The organism is Spiroplasma mirum ATCC 29335, from assembly GCF_000565195.1.
Lineage (GTDB): Bacteria > Bacillota_I > Bacilli_A > Mycoplasmatales > Mycoplasmataceae > Spiroplasma > Spiroplasma mirum.
This window is the reverse complement of record NZ_CP006720.1, coordinates 642,973-668,462: the sequence shown is the minus strand read 5'-3', so window position 1 is coordinate 668,462 and position 25,490 is coordinate 642,973. Positions and strand designations below refer to the sequence as shown.

The window sequence follows — 25,490 nt, the reverse complement described above, 5'->3', positions numbered from 1 at the left end:
TTATGCTATATTTTAACGCATATTTAGATGATCAAAAGGGACTGCTAATTGCGTTAGCAATGGCAACCTTCTTGTTTGTCGCTGTTAGCTTATCAATTGTTGGGTATTTAGTTAGTTTTAATAAACGCGATTTTACCCAAAAATTTATTAATAAAAAAGTATTAATTTTTATGGCTGGTGTTTTAGCCTTAAACATTCCCATTTTAGTTATTAACTATGTCTTTGGGTTTGCAATTGATAGTACAAATCAAGCAACAATGATTGTGTTAATTGTTATTGCGTTTGCAATTACAATTATTGTGGGAATTTATATTTTCTTCTTTTTACAAACAATTGCCATTGGGATTGATGATAAAGAAATTGCTTTTTTAGGAGAAAGGATTTTGATTCGTAAAATTACCAAAGTTGAACAAAATAACCGCTTAAAACAAATTATTATCTACTATACCGAAGGTTCACGTAGTAAAAAGAAATGTAAATTTTTGTTAGCGAGTCAATCTGGTCAATTTGTGTTAAATAACTTAGCATTATTAAACCAACATTTGTTGGTAACTAAATCAGGACCAGCAAGTTCAAAACAAAATGACCAACCTAATGAACCAACCCCACCAAGTGAAAATTCAGAACAATAACGACCAAACCATTTAATTTCTTAAATGGTTTTTTTAATTTGGTTTTTCTGAAATATTTTCTTGAAATTCTTTACAAAGTCTTTTTTAAGAATAAAATAATAATTGTGTAAATAAAAAAGATAAAAGGAGATGTAAAAAATGATTAAGAGAATTGGGATTTTAACCTCAGGTGGTGATTCACAAGGAATGAACGCTGCTATTGCGGGAGTTATTAAAACAGCTCACGCAAAAGGGTTAGAAACATATATTGTGCGTGATGGTTATTTAGGACTAGTAAATGATTGAATTGAGAGTGTGGATAATAACTTTGCCGATAGCATCATGCGCTGAGGGGGAACTATTATTGGAAGCGCGCGCTTATCAGAATTTAAAGAAGTTAGTGTCCGTGAAAAAGCAGTTGCTAATTTAAAAAAACGTAAGATTGATGCCTTAGTTGTGATTGGTGGGGATGGTAGTTATCAAGGAGCCCAAAAGTTAACGGATATGGGGATTAACTGTATTGGGTTACCAGGGACAATTGATAATGATATTACTTCTTCTGATTATACAATTGGGTTTGATACAGCAATCAATATTGTAGTTGAAGCAATTGATCGCTTACGTGATACAATGCAATCTCACCACCGTTGTTCAATTGTGGAAGTAATGGGCCATGCTTGTGGAGATATTGCGTTATATGCCGGAATTGCCGGAGGGGCTGATATTATTTCTATTAATGAAGCAGCTTTAACCGAAGAAGAAATTGCCGAGCGTGCTAAACAGTTATTTTTAGCTAATAAACGAAGTGTTGTTATTGTTGTAAGTGAGATGATTTACCCGGATGTTCATGCGTTAGCTAAAAAAGTGGAAGCGACAAGTGGTTATATTACAAGAGCTACAGTGTTGGGACACACCCAACGGGGAGGAGTTCCAACGGCAATGGAGCGCTATCGTGCTTTTCGAATGGCGCAATTTGCGGTGAACCAGTTAATTGCGAACAAGGGAGGTTTAGCAATTGGTAATATTGGTGATGAGATTGTGGCGCGCCCTATTATGGAAGCGTTAAGTATTCCACGGGCTAGTCGCAAAGATATTTGGTTAGAATTTGATGAATTAAATAATAATAATATGTATAAAAAGTAAGAAATTTAATATACAATAATTTTGTAAGTAAATTTTTGAAGAAGGAGATAAAATAAAGAATGACAACAATTGATTTAAAAGAAAAAATGAAACGTACTAAAATTATCACAACAATTGGACCAAGTACGCATTCAGCTGAAGCAATTGAAGAATTGTTTAATTGTGGAATGACAACTATCCGCTTAAACTTTTCACATGGGGATCATAAAGAACAAGGAGCTCGTATTGTGTGGGCTAAACAAGTTCGTGAAAAAAATTGGAAAACCAATCTCAATTTTACTAGATACTAAAGGACCAGAAATTAGAGTTGGCCAAATGAAAGATGGTAAGCAAGAAATTAAAGCGGGGGATAAAGTAATCATTTATTCAATGCCCGAAGATTACCAAACTCGCCAAGGAACCGGAACCGAAATTACTGTCTCATATGACATGTCGCAAGATTTAAAAGTCGGAGATATGGTGTTAGTTGATGATGGAAAATTACAATTAAATGTTAATGATGTAAAACCAGGGGTCATTACAACCACCGCTTTTAATCATCATTTAGTTAAAACAAACAAACGGATTAATTTACCGGGGGTTGACTTTACCTTACCATTCTTGGCCAAAAAAGATATTAATGATATAAAATATGGAATTGAACAAGGGATTGATTATATTGCGGCCTCATTTGTAAACACGGCAGCGAATATTCAAGAAATTCGTCAATTATTAAAAGAAGGCAATGCTGAACATATTCAAATTATTGCAAAAATTGAATCACAAATTGGAATTAATAATATTGATGCGATTATTGAAGCTGCCGATGGAATTATGATTGCCCGGGGAGATTTAGGATTAGAAATCCCATATTATGATGTGCCATATTGAGAAAAAGTAATTATTCGTAAGTGTCGTGCCGCTGGGAAAATTGTGATTGTTGCAACCCAAATGTTAGAAACAATGACAGATAATCCCCATCCAACCAGAGCCGAAGTTACTGATGTTTATTTTGCAACGGAATTAGGAGCTGATGCTACAATGTTATCAGGAGAATCAGCTAATGGGGACTATCCATTTATTACCGTTAACACCATGGCAACAATTAACAAACGTGCTGAACATGAATTTTATTCAAAATTATATTATGAAAAGCAATTAGAAAATGCTTGTGCATCAACAAAAGGTATTCGTGCGGAAATTGCTCGAAAATTAGCCGAAAAATCAAAAGATGGTGATTATGAATATGCGGTTGTTGTTTCAAACACCGGGGAATTATTAAAAACAATCTCAAAATTCCGCCCAAATGTTGTAATCTTAGGAGTTTCGCCAATTGAACACTTATACACTGCCTTTGGAGTATGACACTCAATCTTTATGAATAAAGTAGCTAATTATGAAAGCTTTAAAACAGATGATAATGCCATTATGGAAGTTGCCAAAAAATGAGGGGCAAAACCAGGCAGCAAAATTCTCTTCGCACGCAATGAAGAATTACGTGAAATTACAATTAAATAATTAAACGAAAGGGACACGGATTCGGGGAACATTAATTTACAGGAAGTTAAGGATAATGAAACCTCTTAGCAATTAAATCCCGCTTCTACTACCCACCACAGTAGTTTACGTTTAAGCACTTTTCAATATTAAGTGTTAAAGATAAATTAAAAGTTAATTTTTAATTTAAGACGGGATGGTACCGCGATAATTTGCTCCTATTGTTAATCTGACCAAGATTTCAATATGAGCGTTTTTTATTAGAAAGGAAAATATTACAATGATTAAAATTACGTTACCACATGGTAGTTTAAAAGAATTTGCGAACCCCCTAACTGTGAAAGAACTAGCAACTAGCTTAGCTATTAGTTTAGGGAAACGAACTTTAGGGGCAATTGTTAATGACCAAATGCGTTCATATGATTATTTAATTACCAGTGATGCCAACATCAAATTAGTTTTAGAATCAGACCCGGAAGGATGACAAATTATTAACTATACGGCTGGGTTATTAACAGCAAAAGCATTAGTTAATTTAGACCCCGCGATAAAAATTGCTAAGATTGGTTTAAATGATGATGGTTTTTATGTTGATTTTGATGCGGAAATTAGTGTCAAAGAAACCGATTTGGATAATATTGAACAAACAACTTTACAATTAATTCAAAACAATATTAAAATCACTCGCGTTTGTTCACCAATTAACGATTTAAAAAAGATTTATCAAGATAATTCTTATGTATTAGATTTAATAAATAATTTACCACCAGATAAATCCCAAAAATGTTCTTATTTGTTAGATGATCAAACATATGTCTATAATACTTTTGCAGCGGTTAATACGAAGTATGTCAAAGCATATAAAATTTTATCGTTGGCGGGGGCCTACTGACAAGATGATAGTAAAAATAAAATGTTGCAGCGAATTTATGGATCTGCCCATTTGTCAAAAGAATTATTTAGTGAGTTTTTAGTTATGCTTGCTGAGCGCAAGGAACGTGATCATCGCAAAATTGGTAAAGACTTAGAAATTTTTACTTTTGATAAACTAGTTGGCCCAGGATTACCAATTTGGTTACCAAACGGGATGAGTTTAAAACGAGCAATTCAAGATTTTATTCGGGAAAAAGAATGAGAGTATGATTTCATTGAAGTTGATACTCCGGTAATTGGGACAAGTGAAATGTATAAAATTTCTGGCCACTGGGATCATTATAAAGAAAATATGTTCCCACCAATGGTGCAAGACCACGAAGTAAGTGTTTTACGACCAATGTCATGTCCACACCATATTGCTATTTATAATTCAAAACCTCGTAGTTATCGAGAGTTACCGTTGCGATTAGCCGAGCATGCGATTATGCATCGTTATGAATCATCAGGAAGTTTAACAGGTTTAGAACGCGTTCGAATGATGCAATTAACTGATTCGCACATTTTTGTTCGCAATGACCAAATTAAAGAAGAATTTAAACGTTGTTTTAAACTAATTAATGAAACTTTAACAGCTTTTAATATTGAAGTAGATTATTATTCATTATCCTTACGTGATGTTAATGACAAAGAAAAATACTATGATGATGATGAAATGTGGGATCATGCGGAAAGAATGCTTCAAGAGGCTCTAGATGAATTAAAAATTAAATATGTTCCGATGCCTGGAGAAGCGGCTTTTTATGGACCAAAATTAGATATCCAAATTAAAACTGCTTTAAACCATGAAATTACGGTGTCAACTTTACAATTTGACTTTTTATTACCCCAAAAATTTAATTTATCATATATTGACCAAAATGGTGAAAAAGCAACACCAACAATTATCCACCGCGGCTTGATTGGGACTTATGAACGGTTTATTGCAATTTTATTAGAGCAAACGAAGGGAGTTTTACCATTATGGTTAGCACCCCGTCAAATTGCCATTATTCCGGTTAATGAAACTCATTTTCCTTATGCCCAAGAAATTTATCAAAAACTAAAAACCTTAAAATTAAGAACTTTCATTGATTTCCGGGATGAACGTTTAAGCTACAAAATTCGCGATGCCCAAGTTTCTAAAATTCCGTATCAACTAGTTTTAGGAGATAATGAAATGAATGATAATACAATTACTTATCGATTATACGGTCAAGAAGACCAGGTAACTGTTGGTTTTGATGAATTTATTATTTTATTAAATAATCGGATTAATAGTCGCCAGTAAAGAATAAAAAAGGAAAAAAATTCCTTTTTTATTTTTGGGTCATAACCATTAATAACTTTCAATCAATTTAATTAGAATAATAATCAATTAATAATTTTTATATTATCCTTGTTTTGAAATTTTTAAATTGTTTAAAAAAGATTTTTAATAAATTATTATTTTAATTTTAGTACTTAAAGTTCCAAAATTTTGGAATTTAAAATCATAACCAATAATTAAAACATTTAATTAATATTTAAAAAAATAATATTTATTAATGATCAGAACAGGAGACATATAAATGAATTCAATACCAAAAGAACTTTCAATACTTGAAAAAAATATAACATAGTTAATAATTTTAAAAAGGAATATCTTGAAATGTATAATTTCGTTCTTAAAACCGAAAAATTTATTAATCAAAATATTACTAAATATCTAAAACTTAATGATAAAGATATTACCAAAGAAATTTTTATCCAAGTAGAGAACATCCTTGGGATGATAAAGCCAAACATTTTTCCACAAACTAATTAGCAATTTTTTTTAATAAGATATAAAATACTACGCCTAACAATGTAATAGCTCCTAAATTAATGAATTTTTTTTACCAAAGATAATGCTTTAAAAAGTTCATATCCACTTGCAAAAAGAATTGCTGATTATAATACTCTATTAGCACTTAAATTTATTGTGGCATATTTAGAACTAGCACCAATGCTTGAAAAGATTAATATAATAAAAATTAAGGAATAGAATAGTGCTATTCAAACAGTAGATAAACTTTTTAACAATGAGAAAAATAAAAAAATAGCTTATGATAAAAAAATAAAAATTAAGGATTTAAATTTTGACCAATTAACAATTGAAATACAAAAATTAAATAAAAAAAAGAGACACCCTACAAAATACCTTTCTTTTTACATTATTTTCAAAGTACGAAATTACTAAACAAGTAAATTTAAATATTTTAAAGGATATTGGATGAAATATGACTGTTATGGGCTAAATGCTGAATTTATTTTGAAAATTTTTATTAAAAATAAAGAGAATTTATGAATATTTCAAGATAAAAGTGTTACACAAGAATTTTTAACCCAATTCAAAGTAATCCTTAATTTTGAAGAAAAAAAAGAATTAGTAAACTTTTAGTTGAACCATTTTCAATTAAAGTTAATAAACTTTTAAAATATCGTGAAAAACTGAATATTTTTTGATATTTTTTAACAACCCCCAGAACCTTCTTTGATAATTTTGAGTTATCAAAAGAAGAAAATGAGTTTATTAATGATAATATCTTTTTTAATTTTACCCAAAAGGATATATCTGAAATATTAAATTTTTTTGATCCAATTTTTAATAGTACTAATTCTAAACATAATTTTTAATTAATTGAATATGATAAATGTGTTATTTATTGTTAAAGTTTTTTAACTAAAAATAAAAAAATTTTTAATGATGCCAAACTATATGAAAATAATAAAAAAAGAAATTTAATGATTATGAAAAGAAAATGCTGAGATTGTAAGTAAAAATGATTATTATAACTTAGCCCAACCTTATTTGCTAAAATAATATAAGCCAGTAAATATTAGTGTCAGTAATAAGTTTATTTCAGCATTATTTAAAGAAAATCAGCAGAAAAAAGAGAATGATTTTTTAGAAAATAATCAAATGAGATAATCACAAATTGTTGATTTAATAAGCAACAAAGAAGATAATCGATAAAATTAGGATATTATTTAATAAAATTTTAAAAAAGGAATTAGATTTCTTTTTTATTTTTAAAATTATGATAAAATTAAAATGACTTTAGGAAATAAATAAATTTGTTAATAATTTTTGTTTGAGTGTCAAGAACACCTATAAAATTAAAATTTTATAGGTGTTCTTTTTTAAGATTATTTTCTAAAGTTTCTTTTTAAAAAATTATGAAATTTTTTTTGACAGATAAATAGTTAAAGGAGATTTATTAATTATGCCAACACGTAATGAACAAGAAGAATCATTAACTAGTGAAGAAGAACAAGATAAATTTGTTGAGGTAAATCTTGATTCTAGAAAAAATAGTATAGTAGGAGAAAATGATCAAAATTTAGGAGAAGAACCCACAGAACCAGGTTTTCTTGAAAAATTTTATCAAACTTTACAAGAAACATGAAAAACTAGAATTATGAATATTTTACAAGCCTCAGGTAGTTTAATGGGAACTGTTTATATGGAAAAATTTGGGTTATGAACAAGAACCGCCGAATTTGCCCGGATGCCAGAACCAATTTTATTAATTTGTGACTCAATCTTAAAAGATTACTATAATCTTAACCATGCCACAATGGGGATGAAAACAAAAATTGCCAATCGGGTAATGTCAGTATTTAATACTGTGATTGGTAACGTTGCTGGGGCTGTTCAAACATATTTTTATAACAAAGGACCACAATATGATCTAACCCAATTATCTGCGATTAAAAACATTTTTTTTAATCAAATTAGTGGTTATTTTACAACTGCCCAAGTTATTGATTTAGTTAATATTGGAATTGATTATTTATGTCCAACCAATAATGATGACCCAATGTTAAAGCAAGCTTTTGATAAAGTTAGAAAATTAGCACCCCCAGTATTAGCTATTGTTGGATTTTCAATCCTAACTTACCAACAAATTGATTTATTAGGAATTGAAAATGCCAAAGATATTATTGGCTTAGGAATTGTTCCTGCGGCGTTACCCGCTATTTTAGGAGTTGGAAAAGAACTTTACACCACAACCCAAAATTTAATAACTGCTTATTCTATTCATCAAGCAGGTAATGATTTAGAAGCTAATAGTTCAATTAATTCAGAACCTTCTGAACATACTGCTTTATTAAATGATCAAGATTGGGTTCCTTCATACGAAACAGTGACCGCACAAACACCTGCTAGTTTAGGAGATGATAGTGCAATAGTAGAAATCACAGATGAAGATGTTCTGTTAACAATAGGTTCTGACAGGAACCCTGATAGTTTATCATCAACAGCTGAACTAAAAGCTAAAAAAACTAATAATCAAAAACGTAAACAAGAAGTTCATGATCAATTAACTCAAATACAGGTAGATTCTTTGGAAGTATCATTAGAAAATTTCCCTAATCACCGTTAATAGTTTTTAATAATTATTATAAAGATATTTTATTTGTTTGTTATTTTTAATTCTAAAATTAACAAACATTTTTTAATTTTAGAGTTCTTTTTGTAACCTTTTAAATTATTTACACTGTAAGATTTTCTTAAAAAAGTTTCGCATATCCGCCTGAGTGAAAATTAGCTTCATTACTTGTTATTTTTGTTCCATAAATAATAAGCAAAGTTATCAACAAATTAAAAATATTTTATTCAATATTGTAAAATAATTTGTTATTTTTTGTAATTTTTTATAAAAAATATTGTTTTTAGATTTGGAAGTATTATAATGGGGTTAGAAGGTAAGTTAACAGATCTTAATGATAATAAATTTAAAAATATTGTTTTTAATAAAACACAATGTATTTTGGCCGGGAAAATATCAAACTTTATTAAATAAAATTATTTATATTTTTGTGGGTGGGACAGAAAATAAACATCGGAAAGGTAAATTTATATTATGAAAAATTTATTAACATTTTTAGGAACTAGTGTGATTGGAATCAGCACTGAATTAGGTGCAACAATGCATCCAAAAACAAATCTTAATGAATTATCAGTAAAAACTACTAATCAAGTAAAAGCTGATGAAAGACTAAAAATTGATCTTAACTTTTATAAAGAAGATTCATTTAATGGTACTTCTTTAGAGGCATCATATGGTGAAACCCATATTATTCTTAATTTTTTAAACTATGCCAATAGTTAAGAAAATTTCAATAACAAATATCTAACTACTGTTATTAGTGGTTCTATCAATGTTCACGTCACGCATGAACCCAGGACAAAGATCTTACTAAAATTGAAGCTTTTACTAGTGATATTAGCAGTGATGTAAGTTCAACGCAAGCAATATGAGTTGTCTCATCTTCCGGAGCATGACGATTTGCTCACCAAGAATTAAGTTTTGTTCTTGGGTTGTGACATGATAATCATAATATTTATTGAGGACATTCAGTGGTTGAAAGTTCTTCCAATAGCGTTATTGGTTGTTCTTATCACGCAAATATTGAAAATATTACTTTTAAATAAAAAAATTTTTAGTTTACTACTAGGATAAAGCAATATCATAATGATAGGTTATCAAAATATTTAATAAAAAAGATGGGTGTTATTAATGCTGCCGTCTTTTTTTTAATTTTGAATAAATTTTAAAACTAGTTGCTTTTTTTTGTAAAATACACATATTAGTTATTATGTAAATAATTTGTGAATGAGTAAACATATTAAAGATGAAAAATGCTAATATTAATTTTTTGTGTCGTTGGTGTACACAAAAACTAAAAAATAAGTTAAGAATTATTAAAGATACCCGTCCGGATTTTTTAAAGAATTTAATATTTTTAGAAATAAAGGCTAAGAGTTTAGTAGAGTTAAAAGAAGAGTATGTTATTAAAAAAGTATTATATTTACGCTGTGCTAATTGCCATTTGGGGTTATTTGTAAAAAGTACTTTGTTTGATACAAATGGTAGCTATAAAATATTGTCTTAGAAAATGTGGTTAATAATGACCAATCACTTGTTGCTCCCCGTAAATCTTATGTCTTAATGGGGAATGAAAATGAAAGAAAACCGCGTTATGAGTGTTGATTCACAAAATAATTTGACGACTTCTAACTTAAATGAAGCGAATATTAATTTTATGAAAAATATGGATCATAAAATTAATTAATTGGGGATGATGCACCTACATAATATGAAACATATGTCGAAGATGCGCCGTAATTTTTTAATTGCATTATTAGTTTTGATTATCCTAGCTGCGGCAGGATTAACAGGCGGGTTAGGGTTTTATTTTACAATTTCTAAAGAAGTTGCCAATGCAGTTAATAACCAAAATGTTAACCGGGTGGATTTGAGTGACGAGCTAACAAATTTAGAATTAGGAATTATTCCTGATAACCAAACTGCCACAATTTTATCTTCTATGAAAACAAACAATAAGAAGGTTGTTATTAATGATCTTTTCTTAAAAAATATTTCAGCAACGCAAGCAACATTAGTTGTCAAATTAGCGAGTGGGCATATAACTATAATTTAAGTGTGACAGTTAAATTTTTAGCATCAAAATTAACTTTACAAACTCATCTCCAAAATCAAATTATTGGTGCAAAAGTGCGTAATGATAATCAGAAGACTGATATTTTAGCGGGGTTAAAAAATAAAAACCCTTTATTAGTTCTTGGGGAGTTATTTAAAAACTGAAGATATTGAACTAACAGAAATTACTAATACTAGTGCTTTAGTAGTAGCAAAGAAAGATGGTTCATATCTTTTAACTGATCAAGTTCAAATTTATTATCAGGTCTATAATCCTAATATTGGAGTTATTATTAATGAATATCAACTGACAGTTTCAAATTATATATATAAAGGAATTAATATTAATGATAGTTTTGCATTACTTGTGGGTCAGGGGATTATGAAATTTGATATTTCTAAAAAAGAAGTTACTCGTGTAGAGCAAACAAAAGAGATTAATGATTATATTTATTCAATAGTATAAGTACAGAATGATTGTAATCTTATTGGTACTAAACAAGGTAAGGTTTACGAAATAAATAATCAGGTTATAATTATTGATAAAATTATTGATGCTGGACAAATTAATGATGCAATCTATTTAATGATTAAAATTACCCAAAATAAAATTTGAGCATTAACTTGAAGTGGCTCTCTTTATGAAATAAATATTACAATTGACACAGTTAGGAAAGTACAATATGATTTAAAACAATTACTAAATAAAGCAACGAATTATGCTGAAAAATATGCTTAAAGTTTCAGAAAACAACATTTTATTTATTAATGCAAGTGGACATATATACCAATTAAATAATCAAGGTGTCATTCAAAATGATTCATCCTATACTAGTTTTCGAATATTTGCTCTTTGAAAGTTACAAGATGATACTATCTTAGCAGCGCATGGAGAGACAGTTCTAAATAATCTTGGTGAACTGTATCAATTAAATGATGATGAATCAGTTAAATTAAAAGTTGACCAACCGTTAACAAAAAACTTTACTGATCAAGTTAGTGTTTTAATACAAGTTAACAAGGGTGATATTTTTGCTTTTGGAGATAAGATTTATAAATTAAGTAACCACTAACTTCATTATTTTAGATATTTTTTTTGTTGAAAATTATTGTTAATTGTCATTTTTATCATTATAGTTAAAAGAGACAAAATAAATTAACAAAACTAGCTAGGAGAATCCAAACTTATCAACTATAACATTAAATATTAATTATTAATGTTTTTAATAAGATAAGGGAAGTGAAACTAATGAATGTTAATCAAAATTTAAAACCAAAAATTAATTTTAATTCATTACAACAATATTTTAACTAATTACATTGAGAGTTGAACCCCTTATTGTTTCAACCGAACAGTTTGTAAACTCCACCAATCCAATTTTTGCCTTACAACATAAAATTAGTAGCTTGCATTCTTCAATTAAGAATAGGAATGTTGATTTTGTTATTAAAAGAGTTCATGATCTATTAGATGATGTAACTAATGTTCTAATGCTTCGAGTAGATACAAAAGTTAATGAATATATGCATTTATATGAACAACAAACCGGAAAATCATTTGATTCTAACTATCAAATTGCCATTGTAGATAAAGATGTTGAGCATTTTTTAAAAATTAAATACTAGGCTAAATTACAAATTAGGATGAATATTTTACGACACCATATTGAGTCAATTTATTTTTAACTAAAAACTAAATAACATTTATAAATATTTACGTGAGAATATATAGTTAATAATTACCAAAATAAAAAAGTTTATAAAATAATAATGTTTTTATTTTTTATCTTGAAATTTAAAAATATTTAGATTAAGATTTAAAATTTTGCAATTAAGTTTTAAATATAAACATTTTTGAGAAAATCAGTCATTTATCTTGATTAATATTATTTATTCAGTATAATTCATTATGAAAAAGAACAAAAGTAGTATTGCTCACCCACACCCTTAAATGTGGTAATTGGGTTATTTAAGTTCAAGGAACCTAATTCTTAATTAAAAATTTAGTCTTGAAATTCTAGCGCTACTTTTTGGTGCTTTTTTAATTATTATTTTGATGATGGAGGTCTTAATGAATCAAGCAACTGGAAAAAACCTAAAATCAGACATTGTTAATAAAGATATTCGTGCTCGCGAAGTACTAATTATTAATGAAAATGGGGAAAAAATTGGACCATTATCACGTAATGAGGCTTTGGAATTCGCAGAAGAAAAGGGACTAGATTTATTGCTAGTTTCAATGAATTCTAACCCGCCTGTTGCTAAGTTGGTTGATTATGGGAAATTTAAATATGAACAAAAGAAAAAAGAACGCGAGTCCAAAAAACACCAACACGTTACCGAAAACAAAGAAATGCGGTTACGAACAGGAATTGGTGACCATGACATTGAATTCAAAGCTAAAAAAGTGCGGGAATTCTTAGAAAATGGTGATCGGGTTAAGATTTCTTTAAAATTTCGGGGAAGAGAAGTTACTCGTCCCGAATTTGGAAAAGAAACTTTAAAAAAATTCTATAGTCATATTGAAGATTTAGCAAAAATTGAAAAAGAACCCCAATTAAATGGTTTGTTTTTAGATATGTATGTCGTACCAAAAAAATAATAATTTTAAAAGTTCATAATTAAGAAGGAGAGGAATTGTTATGCCAAAAATGAAAACAAAAAGAGCTTTAGCAAAACGTGTTAAAGTTACCAAATCAGGAAAATGAAAAAGAGCAAATGCATATACTTCACATTTAGCTCAGAATAAATCAACTAAACAAAAACGTCATTTACGAAAAGCAAGTTTAATTGACAAAACTGATCAAAAAAGATTGAAAGATTTAATTCAATAGAATCGTAGGAAAGGAATAGAGAATAATGGCAAGAGTAAAAGGTGGACCAACGACAAGACAACGTCGTAAAAAAGTAATTAAACAAGCTAAAGGATATTTTGGAACAAAATCAACTCATTTTAAAAAAGCTAAAGAACAAGTAATGAAGTCGTTAGCTTATGCTTATCGTGATCGTAAACAACGAAAAAGAGATTTTCGAAAATTATGAATTCAAAGAATTAATGCGTCAACTCGTGAATATGATTTATCTTATTCACAATTTATGAATGGTTTACACAAAGCAAACATTGAAGTAAACCGTAAAATGTTATCAGAGTTAGCAATTAATAATCCCACTGAATTCAAAGTATTAGTTGAGGAATCAAAAAAAGCATTAAAAAATTAACAATATCTTTAAACATATTTATTTAAATATGTTTTTTTATTTTTCAGGATTTTTATCATGCTAGCTAAAGGTGAGCCGTTAGCTTGCTATGCTTTATAACAAAACAAATTAGCAAAATAATCAATATTAAAATATGTTTTATATAAATATTTTTCATTAGATTAAGATCACGTTTGTTATGATAGTGGTGAGAGTTTATAACTACTCCTGAATTATTGTTTTGAATGGTTAGGTGGTGGTTAGATGGAATTGATACAAGCGATTGTTTTGATTCTGAAAATAGTTACTCTACTATTGCAGTTATATTTAATTATAAAAAACTATCCAAATAGGATAGTCAACGCAATCAGGAATGGTTAGCTCTCATTTTTTTATAACCATTTTTATTATACTAAAAAAGATATACTAAAAAAGAATAATTTTTAAATTAAAATTATAAATTTAATTTTTATTAAATAATTAATTTTACGCAAGACACCTAATAAAGTTTTGTTGTATTAATCTTGCATAATTTATTAATAGTTACTAAAATTATATTAGTTAAGGGGGGGTACTAAATGGCAAACAATTTATCACTGCGTGAACAAGTAAGCAAATTACCAGACAAGCCAGGCTGTTATATTTATTACAATATTTATAATCAGGTGTTATATGTTGGGAAAGCAAAAAATTTAAAAATTCGGGTTTCATCTTATTTTAATAAAGTTTATAACTATAAAACAACCAGGTTAGTGAATGAAATTGACCATTTTGAAACGATTATTACGAATACTGAAAAAGAAGCCCTAATTTTAGAACATAATTTAATTAAACAATATAAACCAAAATATAATATCCTATTAAGTGATGATAAACACTATCCTTATATTGTAATTACAAAAGAACGTGACCCCCAATATTTGTATGTCCGCAATATTAGTAAAAAATATGCCTGTAGTTACGGGCCATTTCCGGAAGGGAGCCACGCGCGGGAAATCATCAAAATTTTAGAACGGTTATATCCCTTACGCCGATGCAAGGGCAACTTAGGAAAGCCATGCTTGTATTATCATATTAACCAGTGCTCGGGAGCCTGCTTTAAAAAAGTTCCCCGGGAATATTATGAAGAGATGATTCAGCATGTGGATGAGTTTTTTAAGGGTAATACAAGGCAAATTAAGGCCTTATTAACCAAAAAAATGCACCAAACAGCTAGTAACTTACAATTTGAAGAAGCTAACAAAATAAAACTGTTAATTCACCGCTTAGACTGAACAATTTCTGATCAAAATGTTGATTTTTTAAATAAAAGCCAAAATGTTGATATTGTTGGATTATTCCAAACACCTGAAATGTTAGTAATTACGGTTTTATTTTATCGTCTCGGGAAATTAAGTTATAAAGATAGTGATTATTTTATGTTGACCAAGGATGATGATCCTCAAGAAATCATACGTTTATATTTACAAAATATTTACCAAAAAAATATTTTACCAAAAAAGATTATCATTGACCCCAGGGTGGACTTAACGGAATTAGCATTGTTATATCCTAAGATTTTTAAACATCCAAAGAATACCAATGATCGTCATGTGATGAAGTTAGCAATTGCTAACAGTCAAGAAAGCTATTTACAATACCAAAAATATCACCATCACCGGGGCAGCAAAGAAGATTTGCTACTAGAATTAAAAAATTTATTAAAATTGCCCGAAATTCCGTATTTAATTGAAATGTTTGATATTGCAAATATTAATGATGAATTTGTAACCGGCGGAGTTATTACTTATAAAAATGGGTTACCCTCACGCAATGATTATCGTAAATATAACATTGAAATTTCTTACCAAGATGATTACCACCGGATTACTAATCTTGTTTTTCGTCGTTATCAACATGCGAAAGCAGAAAAACGGGCTTTACCTAATTTAATTATTATGGATGGGGGAATTCAACAAGTAAATGCTTGCTTAAAACAATTAGATATTTTGGATTTACAAATTCCCGTAATTGGTCTTGTTAAAAATGAACACCACCGTACGGACCATCTTTTAAATTTAGACAAAAAAGCTATCAATTTAGATAAATCTAGCAAACTTTTTCATTTTCTAACCAAAATGCAAGATGATGTTCATAATTTTACGATCCGTAATTTTAGAACCCGCCAAACCAAAGCATTAATTACTAGTGTTTTAGACCAAGTTCCCGGGCTCGGGCAAACAAAAATCTGCCAATTAAATCAGTCTTTTGGTTCGCTAAATGAAATTAAAGCCGCCACTGATGAACAATTATATAATATTTTAAAAAATAAAACAACGGTTGAAAATTTAAAAAAATTTTTGGCATCTTTTGATAAGTAATTGAAATTTTCGGTATAATTTATTATATACTAATTAAAAGGAGAGATTCCATGCACCGTGTTGAGAGAAAAAACTTATTATTATCTTACCTATGTAAAAATAGTTTTCATGAGATGAACCATGTGTTAGATTTTGTGAATGACTATGAAATTTCATCAACAACTGCTCGCCGCGATTTAAAAGAGTTAGAAAAAGAAGGAATTATTAGTATGTCGTACGGGGGGATTCACTTTTTAGGATTAAGTAACAAAGCTTGTAGCATTGACTTAATGCACCGGAACCGTAACTATGACTTAAAGATGATTATTGCTAACAAAGCCAATGAATTAATACAACCAAATGATGTGTTATTTGTGGGAAGCGGATCAACTTGTGAATTATTTGTAAGCCAAATTACCAAACCAGTTAAAATTGTTACTAATTCACTACGAATTTTGCAATTAGCCAAAGACAACCCTAATGTTCATTACCACGTTTTATTTGGTGGGAAGTTACGAGATAAATCCCAATCTTTTTATGGATCATTTTGTGAAGAAAGCTTATCGTTAATTCAGTTTGCAAAAGTAATTATTAGTGCTGGCAATGTTGATGAGGAAGGTTATGTTTATAAAAGCAACGAAGAAGAGGGCCGTGTTGAACTAGCAGCGCTTGCTCGGGTTCAAACCAAAATCTTACTAGTTGATTCTACAAAATTTAATTCAGTTGGCTTCTTTAAATTTACATCATTACCAACTTTTACAAATATTGTTACTGATAAACCAGAAGTTTTTCAAACAATCGCTAGTCCACCCAATGTAATATAGAGTTATTAACTAAAAATCATTTTTTAAAATGATTTTTTTATTTTTTAAAAGAAAAATTTTCATTGCCTTGGTAAATAACTAGTGAAAGGAGGTTAGTAGCGTATGGACTCAGCCACTGTTCAAGATATTTGTTATAAGATTAAAAAAATGAATTTGAAGATTTGTTTGCGATTTTATAAAAAATTGAAGAAATCGTTAATGAGCGGCCAAAAGTCATTGATTAATGAAAAATTTTATTAAACCTTCAACTTTTTTTCATTCTATTTTTCCAGTAAGTTTACTACAATAAAAAAACAAGGGTAAGGGTATGGACTCTCATAGTAACAATTTTGGAAAACATAGGTGGAAACATGCAGATAGAAAAGAACATTATTAAAAAGTTAGAGGAAATTGTCTTAATTAATGACAAAACAGTTAAGGTAGTTATTGCAAAAACAATTTTAAATTTATTAAAAGATCGTGATGATTTTATTATTAATGATGTTGCCAATATTTATTTTACCAGCGTATCATCAATTACCAAGTTTTGTAAAAACTTAGGATTTGCTGGTTGAAAAGAATTCTATGCTTTTTTAAAAACTGAAAAAAGGCGACAACTTTATTAAAATAAAGCTTATTTAACTCTTAAGGAAAGTAATACGGATGTAATTATTAATAAGATTATTAAAAACCATTCATTATTGGTATCCAGTACATTAGATCACAATATGGAGCAGCCAATAATAAACCTTGTTAAAAATATTAATAAGGCGAATAAATTTTATATTATTGGTAATGATCGGTATTTAAATTTATTAAATTATTTTTATTTGTACCGGCCATTGTAGCACGTGTGTAGCCCAAGACATAAGGGGCATGATGATTTGACGTCATCCCCACCCATCAATTATTAATTTTAGGTTATGATACTTATTTTACAACTTATCATTATGTTGCAAAAAAATTATTAGAAAAGCTATCGGCCACCGATTTAATAATTGGCATTCTATTGCATGATGAAACTAATTATTTATATAATTTAATTCAAAGTAAGATTAATGTTATTCCAGAACTTACTTTTACTTCAAGTGACATCAAACCAGCTGCTGAATAGGCAAACAACAATGAACGAGCAGACAATGTCATTGATCCCAACCACACACAGTTTGATGTCACTTAGCGAAATTGCTTATAATTCATTGTTTATTATTATAAGCACGACACTTCAAATGTTAAACGAAAATAGAATTTCTTAATTCTTTTTTTATTTTTGCCAATAAAAAAAGATAATATTAATTATCTTTATTATTATTTTTTTAAATTAACTAACTTGCCTAATCATGACTAGTATCCCAGTCTTCTTTCACGAGATGTTGAACAAAATAATACATATACTGCTGAGGAGTGGCACCACTTACTCAACTACTTCCCATGTCTCCTGATTCAAAGCCCATGTATTGTCCTTGTTTAACATAAATAAACAATGGGGTACCCTTTAATTTTAAACTATCAGCGGTAATGGTATAGTCAATTTCCCCTTTAATTTTATGATCATTGCGTTCTTGGGCAACTACCCAGTCGAGAATTTTTTTGGCTCATTTTTTACCTCATAATTTATTATAATCTTCAACCGAATTCCATGTATTCATTAAATAAGTATTTTCAATTGTTTTATATTCATTTTCATTTGCTGATGATCGCGAACCATAATAAGTTGCTAAATTATAGTCAGCTCCATATTTTCCATCTAAATAAGCATGAAATTCTGCGTTACCTTTGGCACCATCATATAATTCATTAATTGTTGTTTTTTCTAAAGGTTGACAGTGGGGACAGTTTTGGGCACTGATTAGCATAATAAAACTATCCTTATTATTAATAGCACTAATAAAAGCATTATATAGCCCTAATTTACTCTTACAAGCAACAACACTGAAAACTGATGAACTTATTAATGAAATTGCTGCGAAAGATGCTAGCATTTTTTTCACGGGGATTCCTCCTTAAGAATTTATTATTTATCTTGCATATAAAATTATCATACACTATATATAATACCTTAAATTTTGTAAATTAAAAGTAATTATTTTAAAAAAATCAATAAATTATTTTTAAATTGTCTATTAATATTGGTTAATATATAGTATATTATAATTAACATAAAGGAGTGGAAATTTAAATGTTAAATTCCTCGACCGCGTTATTTGTTTTATTGCCCTTAATGATTATTTTATTAATATTTTCTTCTTTTTTTTCAGCTTCGGAAACGGCGATTACTTCAATTAATGTTATTCGGCTAAAACAATTAGCAAAGGGAAAACGAACCAAAGTTCGGAGTAAAAACCGGGAAATTAAAAGTGCCAAACGTGTTTATAAATTTATTAAGGATTATGATCGTACTTTAGCAACAATTTTAATGGCAAATACTTTGATTAATACCACCTTAGCAACCATTGGTGCCTTATTTTTTGCAACTTTTATTCGTAGTGAAGCCACCGCCACTTGAGTAGCAACAGCAGTAATTGGAGTTGTTGTTTTAATCTTTGGGGAAATTGTGCCCAAAATTATTGCCAAGCGCAGTCCCGAAAAATTTTCAATTTTTGCTTCTTATATCTTATGAGTTTGAAAAATTGTGTTATATCCGTTTACATGGTTACTAGTCTTAAAAAAAGAAAAACCGGGCCAAGTATCAACAACTGAAAATGAATTGTTAGAATTAATTTCAACAATTGAATCCGAAGGGGTGCTTGAAAAAAACGAAAAGCAGTTAATTGAATCAGCAATTACTTTTGATGAAAAAAATGTTGGGGATGTTATGCGGGATAAAGAAAAAGTAAAAGCAGTTTTTAATGATACCAACTGACGAGACTTACAAAAAATTTATAAAGAAGAACGTTTCACCAGAATGCCAATTATTTCGCGAACTGATGGTAGTGTAGAAGGAATTTTAAATATTAAGGATGTGTTAATTGCTATTATTGATAAAAAAGAAGTTAACATTAAGAAATTAGCTAGTGAACCAATTTATATTTCTAAGCATTTAAAATTAGATGATGCTTTAGAATTATTACAACAAGAACAAGTTCATATGGCAATTGTTACTCCCAATCGTGAAAGTAAAACTTTTATCGGCGTTGTTACCATGGAAGACATCATTGAAGAATTAGTTGGTGAAATTTATGATGAGGATGATGAAACTGGTCAGGTTAAAGAAATTGGCCATCATATGTATTGGATGCACGGAAACACCCCAATTAAAAAAGTTTTTAAAAAATATTTACAATTAAATGTTCCCCCCAAAGGGGAGGGTAAAACCTTATATCAATGGTATGTCGCCCAAACTGGTTATGAATTTATCCCAAACGCTGATCTACCCGAAGATTTTGTCTACCATAATTTTGCTTTTCGAATTAACCGTGAAAAAACAAAAAAATTAAAAACGAAAAGTAATAATGTCAAATTAAAATCTGTTATTTTTGAAATTGAAATTTTAACTAATAGCAATTCAAAAGACCAGTTTTAGTTTTTCTAAACACTTTTTTTGTTAAAAAAATAAAAAAAGTTTTTTTCTTAGTTTTTAGTGCTAAGATATAAGAGCAAAAGTTATGACCAATTATTATTAATGTTTAAAAGCAATTTTGTTAAACAGAACTTAATTGTTTTGTTTTTATTGTTGCCCAACTCTGTTTAATTAAAAATTACTTTTATATGTTTTTAATACAGGTAGTAATTTTTGATAAAGTAGAGAGAGGGAGATTTTAAATGAAAAAATTATTAGCGATTTTAGGAGTGGTTGGATTAACAGCAACCGGGGCATCATCAGTTGTTGCTTGTAGTAATCATGCCAAAACTGAAGAACCATCTGTTTGTTAATCCCCACAATGATGAATTTCATCAAAAACAAGTAGCACGGTTAATTAAAAAAATTCAAAATTGTAATGCACAAAAACCATTATTTATTTGATGTTGACTATAAAAATATTAATTTGTAGTTGATTATAACGGCGATTAACCACAATTTTAGTTTAAAAGACGTGGTTGTCAATGTTAACAAGGTTGAAAAAATTTCGGAGCCATTTAAACATTTAGGGACAGCAGTTGTTAATTCAATTACCGATAACGGGGTTGAAGTATTAACTGCTCCAATCAATATTGAATATTCAACTGTTCAAATTGCGAATATTAAAGCAATTAGTAATGATTTAAATAATATTAATCAAGAAGCCAACCCGAAATTAGTGGATGTTAAATTACCAATTCCTGGTGTTGATTTAACCTTAGGTAGTTTATTGGATAACCCCATGGTCCCCACAATTTTAAATTTAATTCCAACAGACCCTAATTTAACAAGCAAAGATGATCAGCAAAAATGAGATCAATTAATGCAAATGGTAATTTAACTGTTAAAGTGAAAGGCAAACTTTTAACTTTTAAAATTGATCAGGAAATTCCATTACCAATGTCTTTATTAAGCAATTTAATTGTTCCAATATTAATTAGGGGTTGACTAGAGGCCACCTAGAAAATGCAAATGTTGAATTATTACACGGAAAATTATTAGTATTAATAACAACCGATGGGACAACTTGACAACCAGCTAAAACAATTGATGATATTATGCAAGCGAAAGATCTTACTGCAAGTGGGGAAAATTTACAATTTAATGTTAGCAATAAAACCGATGATAGTTTATCAGTTACAACTAATGATAATTTAACAATTTGGTTAAATTCTTGGTTAATAATCAAAAAGAACATTATTAATTAAATGTTCTTTTTTTAATCTTGTTAATATCTATGTTATGATTTTAGTAAATAAAGTGATAAGGTGGTGACGCAAAGTGAATGATATTGATAATATGGATTGAAAAAATCCCCAAACTTGGAATATTCTGCGCTTAATTGCTTATACCAATAAAATTTGTCGTAGCTATGTTGAAGAACGGTTAAAGAAAGCGGGTTTTGATGATTTCCAAATCCGTAATATGTGGTTATTAAAATTAGTTGAACATTATCCCCACCAAACATTGAATAAACTTGCTAATCTTGCTAACCAGTCTCGCACCAATATTACTATTTTATCAAAGCGCTTAACGGAAAAAGGTTATTTAGATCGTTACCACCCCGAAGATAATAAAAAAGTTATTTATTTAAAACCAACTGCCAAATGACAAAAAATTCAACCAATTATTATGAGACTGATGAATGAATTATCACTTTATATCGAACAAGTAATTACCAAAGAACGAAAACTTTTATTGGAACAAGATTTAGCCACATTGATATTAAGTCTAAACAGTTTAGCCCGTGAAAAATAAAAGTTTATTTTTATTATTGCAACTCAAAAGAAAACAGATATAATCATATTTAGTTAAATGTTTAACAATAATTTAAGAATGATAAAGGAGTAAAAAAAATGGAGAAAAAACACCATGAAGGAACCAAACCAGATTTGTTCGGAACCAAACATCCTGAACAACAACATAAGGCTTCAAAAATTGGATTTTTTAAATTAATATCAATTTATTACCAACGTTATTGATTTCGTTGGTTATGTTTAATTATTTTTGTCATGATTACTTGTGGAATTACCGTGGCAATTCCGAAGTTAACAAATATTGTAATGACCAACTTGTCAGTGGGAATGCAGAGTCGTCAGTCAATTGACGATCCGGCAATGGCATGATCAGCTTTAATGTACTGAGCAATTGGTTTTGCCACAACATTTGTTGTTTCAGGAATCTTTTTGTATTTACAAAGTTGAGTTGGTGGTTCAATTTCACGAAAAATTGAAATTGACATTCGGATCAAGGTTTTAAATAAACTAATTGATTTAGATATGAATTACTACAATGATAAAAAGATGGGGGATATCTTAACAAAATTAATTTCTGATACCCAAATTTTAGGTGATCAGGCTTACCAAGTGCCCCAAAACTTTTTAAATGCTATTTTCACTTTTATTGGTAGTGTGGTAATTATGTTCACATTAGATAATAAAGTGCAGGTTTTTGAAAATGTACCCGGTGGGGGAATTCGCCCTGTGCCTAATCAATATATCAACGGTACTCAAACTGTTGCTGAATTAGCGGGGATTATTTTAGGGGTTTCATTTGGAATTCTAATTTTAACGGCTTTTTGTTTTACTTTTATCCGTCGCTTAATTTATAAACAACGAAGAGTTGTTTCAAATGTTAATGGGGATATTAATGATCGGATTAACGCCATTCGGTTAATTAAATCAACAGGAACTAATGAATATGAAAAACAACGTTTTCATAGTATTCACCGGGATTATTACAAAGTAAGTATGCAAGCCATTCGGGTGCAATCATTAGTAATTGCCTTTGTAATTACCACATTAACAAGTATGAATACCATTGCCTTAATTGTCGGGATTATATTTGTTAACCAAAACAAACTTGACCCCACAGTTATGTTATCAATTACGATGAGTATTAACTCATTAATTTTTCCAATTATCCAAATTGTTCGGTTATTAGGAAACTTAGCCACTGCTTCAACTTCGGCAACCAGAGTTAATGAAATTTTTCAAGAGGTGCCAAAAATTAATCCGAATGTAAATGCCGCACCACTCCCAGATATTAAAGGAAGTATTATTTTTAAAAATGTCAATTTTAAATATAATCCCGATGAAGAATTAATTTTACATAATTTTAATTTTGAGTTTAAACAAGGCGAATCATATGCTTTTGTTGGGGAAACAGGTGTTGGAAAATCAACAATTTCTAAATTACTACTTCGTTATTATGACCCAACTAGTGGGGATATTTATGTTAACAATGACCAAAATTTAAAAGATGTTAATTTAAAATCATATTTAGACCATGTTGGTTATGTTGAACAAGAACCCCAAATTTTATACGGAACTTTTTATGATAACATTCGTTATGGAACCTTTGATGCTAGTGATGAAGAAGTCGAAGCGGCTGCTAAAAAAGCTGAATTATATAATTTTATTAAAGAACTTTCGGAGGGCTTTAATACCGTTTTAGGAGAACGGGGATTTATTCTTTCGGGTGGGCAAAAACAACGGTTAGTAATTGCGCGGATGTTTTTACGCAACCCTGAAATTCTTGTTTTAGATGAAGCAACAAGTGCTTTAGATAATATTGTGGAGAAAGAAATCCAGGGTGAACTAGACAAGTTAATGCAGGGGCGCACAACAATTATTATTGCTCACCGGTTAAGTACAATTAAAAATGTTAACCAAATTTTAGTTCTTGAAAAAGGAAAAGGAATTATTCAAACGGGAACTTTCAGCGAGCTCAAAAAAGTTGAGGGACGTTTTAAAAAATTATACGAAGCTGGTTTAATGGATTAATCTTTTTAAACATTATCAACGCTTAATAATATTAAGTTCGATTAATAAATTCCTAAGTTATAATGAAGACAAATAAAGGAGTGCTCAAAGTACCTAGTTAATAGTTATTTTGGCACTTTTTATTTATTAAATTTGAAAAATTATTTATTTAGGAGGGAAAATATGATAAAAGCACATTTCATCTTAACAAGTATTATTACAACGATTCCACTATTATTAAATCCTTTTAGTAGTAGTTATAATCACGATAGCTATCGAAATTTAACTTATTCGCACCTGTATGTTTTGGATGATAGTTTATCGTATACTGGCGGTCTTGTCGGGGCTGGAACAGACTTTTTAAAGGAAAATAGAGTTTTTACCCCAAATTAAAGCAATTACTTTTGACAGTTCTTTTTATAACCATGTTTCTTTTAGTATTGGTACGGTTGCCGTTCAATATTTAGCAGATAAACTTCATTTATCCTTAAATCCGGGTTGAAAATATTCCGCCTTTTGGGGTACTGAAACTTTTGAACAATATGGGAATAATTATGCCATTGGTGGTGGTGATATTGGGGATGTTAATACCTGAACTGAATATTTCTTTGCTAATCGATTTGAACTGGCAAATCAGTTATAAACCTTAATGCTTTAACATACCATTCAACCCCAAGATTTAATTGTGGTAGAAGGGGGTAATAATGATCTGTTTGCCGCAATTGGTTTAAAAAATAGTTATGACCAACAAGCAATTATTACGACTGCTCTAAGCAGTCAAGAAAAAATTTTGAGAAAGTTAATTGCTAACCATGCCGACCACATTATTGTGACCAATGTTCCCAACATGGGGGAAAACTCCTAGTTATTACCAAACACCTTTAGAACAAACGGCAACCAACTTAGCTACCGAGTATAAAAGTCCGTGAAGTCAAATTATCAATAAATTACAACACCAGTATCCCCACAAAATTAAAACATACAATCTTTTTAAAGCTTTTAATAAATACCGACAACAATTTTTCGCACAGTGTTTTAATATTACGGATGCTTGTATTAAGAAAATCTCGTTAGTGTCTTGTACTCGGGACATGTTAAAACAACATATATTAATAATTGTAATTCCCAAAATATTAATAACTATTTCTTCTTTGATGATGTTCATCATTTATATAATTTAGCCTTAAATTGATAACAAAAAAGGAGTTTCTT

General features: G+C 29.3%; 28 protein-coding genes and 1 pseudogene. 28 read left to right on the top strand and 1 reads right to left on the bottom strand.

What is annotated here, in order from left to right; translation table 4 throughout:
* Positions 1-2 precede the first annotated feature (2 nt).
* The 19 genes and pseudogenes from P344_RS03315 (at position 3) to P344_RS03230 (ending at position 17,581) form a co-directional block, all read left to right on the top strand.
* Positions 3-632, top strand: coding sequence for a hypothetical protein (locus tag P344_RS03315; protein WP_025317473.1), 630 nt, complete (start codon positions 3-5; stop codon positions 630-632).
* Between the two features lie 138 nt (positions 633-770).
* On the top strand, positions 771-1,754 hold the full coding sequence (pfkA, locus tag P344_RS03310; RefSeq protein WP_025317472.1) for a 6-phosphofructokinase: 984 nt from the start codon (positions 771-773) through the stop codon (positions 1,752-1,754).
* Positions 1,755-1,813: 59 nt separating this feature from the next.
* A pseudogene (gene pyk / locus P344_RS03305) lies at positions 1,814-3,251 on the top strand (pyruvate kinase).
* Positions 3,252-3,510: 259 nt separating this feature from the next.
* Positions 3,511-5,433: a threonine--tRNA ligase gene (thrS, locus tag P344_RS03300; RefSeq protein ID WP_038677586.1), complete on the top strand. Its 1,923-nt coding sequence runs from the start codon at positions 3,511-3,513 to the stop codon at positions 5,431-5,433.
* Positions 5,434-5,793: 360 nt separating this feature from the next.
* Entirely contained in the window at positions 5,794-5,949 is a 156-nt protein-coding gene (locus P344_RS06750; RefSeq protein WP_156028546.1) for a hypothetical protein, read from the top strand.
* Between the two features lie 1,441 nt (positions 5,950-7,390).
* A complete protein-coding gene (locus tag P344_RS03295; RefSeq protein ID WP_025317470.1) occupies positions 7,391-8,554 on the top strand; it encodes a hypothetical protein in 1,164 nt (387 codons plus the stop codon).
* A gap of 480 nt (positions 8,555-9,034) precedes the next feature.
* Positions 9,035-9,283 carry a hypothetical protein gene (locus tag P344_RS03290; protein ID WP_025317469.1) on the top strand — a complete coding sequence of 83 codons (249 nt, stop codon included), beginning with the start codon at positions 9,035-9,037 and terminating at the stop codon, positions 9,281-9,283.
* Between the two features lie 523 nt (positions 9,284-9,806).
* Positions 9,807-10,067: a hypothetical protein gene (locus P344_RS03285; RefSeq protein WP_025317468.1), complete on the top strand. Its 261-nt coding sequence runs from the start codon at positions 9,807-9,809 to the stop codon at positions 10,065-10,067.
* Positions 10,068-10,253: 186 nt separating this feature from the next.
* The gene (locus P344_RS03280; protein ID WP_156028685.1) at positions 10,254-10,616 is read left to right on the top strand and encodes a hypothetical protein; all 363 of its coding nucleotides are present in this window, start codon (positions 10,254-10,256) and stop codon (positions 10,614-10,616) included.
* 141 nt (positions 10,617-10,757) lie between these two features.
* Positions 10,758-11,081, top strand: a complete 324-nt coding sequence (locus P344_RS03270; RefSeq protein ID WP_025317465.1) for a hypothetical protein — start codon at positions 10,758-10,760, stop codon at positions 11,079-11,081.
* 120 nt (positions 11,082-11,201) lie between these two features.
* On the top strand, positions 11,202-11,354 hold the full coding sequence (locus P344_RS06745) for a hypothetical protein (RefSeq protein WP_156028544.1): 153 nt from the start codon (positions 11,202-11,204) through the stop codon (positions 11,352-11,354).
* Complete coding sequence (locus P344_RS03265) at positions 11,347-11,688, top strand: hypothetical protein (protein ID WP_047797223.1); 342 nt, start codon at positions 11,347-11,349, stop codon at positions 11,686-11,688. Before P344_RS06745 ends, P344_RS03265 begins: the two co-directional genes overlap by 8 nt.
* A 247-nt stretch (positions 11,689-11,935) precedes the next feature.
* A complete protein-coding gene (locus P344_RS03260; protein ID WP_025317463.1) occupies positions 11,936-12,241 on the top strand; it encodes a hypothetical protein in 306 nt (101 codons plus the stop codon).
* A 445-nt stretch (positions 12,242-12,686) separates the two neighbouring features.
* A complete protein-coding gene (gene infC / locus P344_RS03255) occupies positions 12,687-13,217 on the top strand; it encodes a translation initiation factor IF-3 (RefSeq protein ID WP_025317462.1) in 531 nt (176 codons plus the stop codon).
* A gap of 40 nt (positions 13,218-13,257) precedes the next feature.
* On the top strand, positions 13,258-13,449 hold the full coding sequence (rpmI, locus tag P344_RS03250) for a 50S ribosomal protein L35 (RefSeq protein WP_025317461.1): 192 nt from the start codon (positions 13,258-13,260) through the stop codon (positions 13,447-13,449).
* Between the two features lie 25 nt (positions 13,450-13,474).
* Positions 13,475-13,834: a 50S ribosomal protein L20 gene (rplT, locus tag P344_RS03245; RefSeq protein WP_025317460.1), complete on the top strand. Its 360-nt coding sequence runs from the start codon at positions 13,475-13,477 to the stop codon at positions 13,832-13,834.
* A gap of 557 nt (positions 13,835-14,391) precedes the next feature.
* Positions 14,392-16,173, top strand: coding sequence for an excinuclease ABC subunit UvrC (uvrC, locus tag P344_RS03240; RefSeq protein ID WP_038677583.1), 1,782 nt, complete (start codon positions 14,392-14,394; stop codon positions 16,171-16,173).
* 50 nt (positions 16,174-16,223) lie between these two features.
* Positions 16,224-16,976, top strand: a complete 753-nt coding sequence (locus P344_RS03235; protein ID WP_025317458.1) for a DeoR/GlpR family DNA-binding transcription regulator — start codon at positions 16,224-16,226, stop codon at positions 16,974-16,976.
* A 350-nt stretch (positions 16,977-17,326) separates the two neighbouring features.
* Positions 17,327-17,581: a hypothetical protein gene (locus P344_RS03230; protein WP_025317457.1), complete on the top strand. Its 255-nt coding sequence runs from the start codon at positions 17,327-17,329 to the stop codon at positions 17,579-17,581.
* 708 nt (positions 17,582-18,289) lie between these two features.
* Here the strand turns inward: P344_RS03230 and P344_RS03225 are convergent.
* Complete coding sequence (locus P344_RS03225; protein ID WP_025317456.1) at positions 18,290-18,946, bottom strand: hypothetical protein; 657 nt, start codon at positions 18,944-18,946, stop codon at positions 18,290-18,292.
* A gap of 188 nt (positions 18,947-19,134) precedes the next feature.
* On the opposite strand from P344_RS03225, the gene P344_RS03220 reads away from it, so the two are divergent.
* The 9 genes from P344_RS03220 (at position 19,135) to P344_RS06735 (ending at position 25,459) form a co-directional block, all read left to right on the top strand.
* Positions 19,135-20,478, top strand: a complete 1,344-nt coding sequence (locus tag P344_RS03220; RefSeq protein ID WP_025317455.1) for a hemolysin family protein — start codon at positions 19,135-19,137, stop codon at positions 20,476-20,478.
* 239 nt (positions 20,479-20,717) lie between these two features.
* A complete protein-coding gene (locus tag P344_RS06740) occupies positions 20,718-20,828 on the top strand; it encodes a lipoprotein (protein WP_148552311.1) in 111 nt (36 codons plus the stop codon).
* Positions 20,829-20,947: 119 nt separating this feature from the next.
* On the top strand, positions 20,948-21,355 hold the full coding sequence (locus tag P344_RS03215) for a hypothetical protein (protein ID WP_148552310.1): 408 nt from the start codon (positions 20,948-20,950) through the stop codon (positions 21,353-21,355).
* Positions 21,356-21,458: 103 nt separating this feature from the next.
* Positions 21,459-21,722: a hypothetical protein gene (locus P344_RS03210; protein ID WP_025317453.1), complete on the top strand. Its 264-nt coding sequence runs from the start codon at positions 21,459-21,461 to the stop codon at positions 21,720-21,722.
* A 73-nt stretch (positions 21,723-21,795) separates the two neighbouring features.
* On the top strand, positions 21,796-22,272 hold the full coding sequence (locus P344_RS03205) for a MarR family winged helix-turn-helix transcriptional regulator (RefSeq protein WP_025317452.1): 477 nt from the start codon (positions 21,796-21,798) through the stop codon (positions 22,270-22,272).
* A 98-nt stretch (positions 22,273-22,370) separates the two neighbouring features.
* Entirely contained in the window at positions 22,371-24,299 is a 1,929-nt protein-coding gene (locus P344_RS03200) for an ABC transporter ATP-binding protein (RefSeq protein ID WP_025317451.1), read from the top strand.
* Positions 24,300-24,461: 162 nt separating this feature from the next.
* On the top strand, positions 24,462-24,671 hold the full coding sequence (locus P344_RS03195) for a hypothetical protein (RefSeq protein WP_025317450.1): 210 nt from the start codon (positions 24,462-24,464) through the stop codon (positions 24,669-24,671).
* A gap of 292 nt (positions 24,672-24,963) precedes the next feature.
* On the top strand, positions 24,964-25,143 hold the full coding sequence (locus P344_RS03190; protein WP_025317449.1) for a hypothetical protein: 180 nt from the start codon (positions 24,964-24,966) through the stop codon (positions 25,141-25,143).
* The gene (locus P344_RS06735) at positions 25,115-25,459 is read left to right on the top strand and encodes a hypothetical protein (protein ID WP_148552309.1); all 345 of its coding nucleotides are present in this window, start codon (positions 25,115-25,117) and stop codon (positions 25,457-25,459) included. Before P344_RS03190 ends, P344_RS06735 begins: the two co-directional genes overlap by 29 nt.
* Positions 25,460-25,490: the final 31 nt, after the last annotated feature.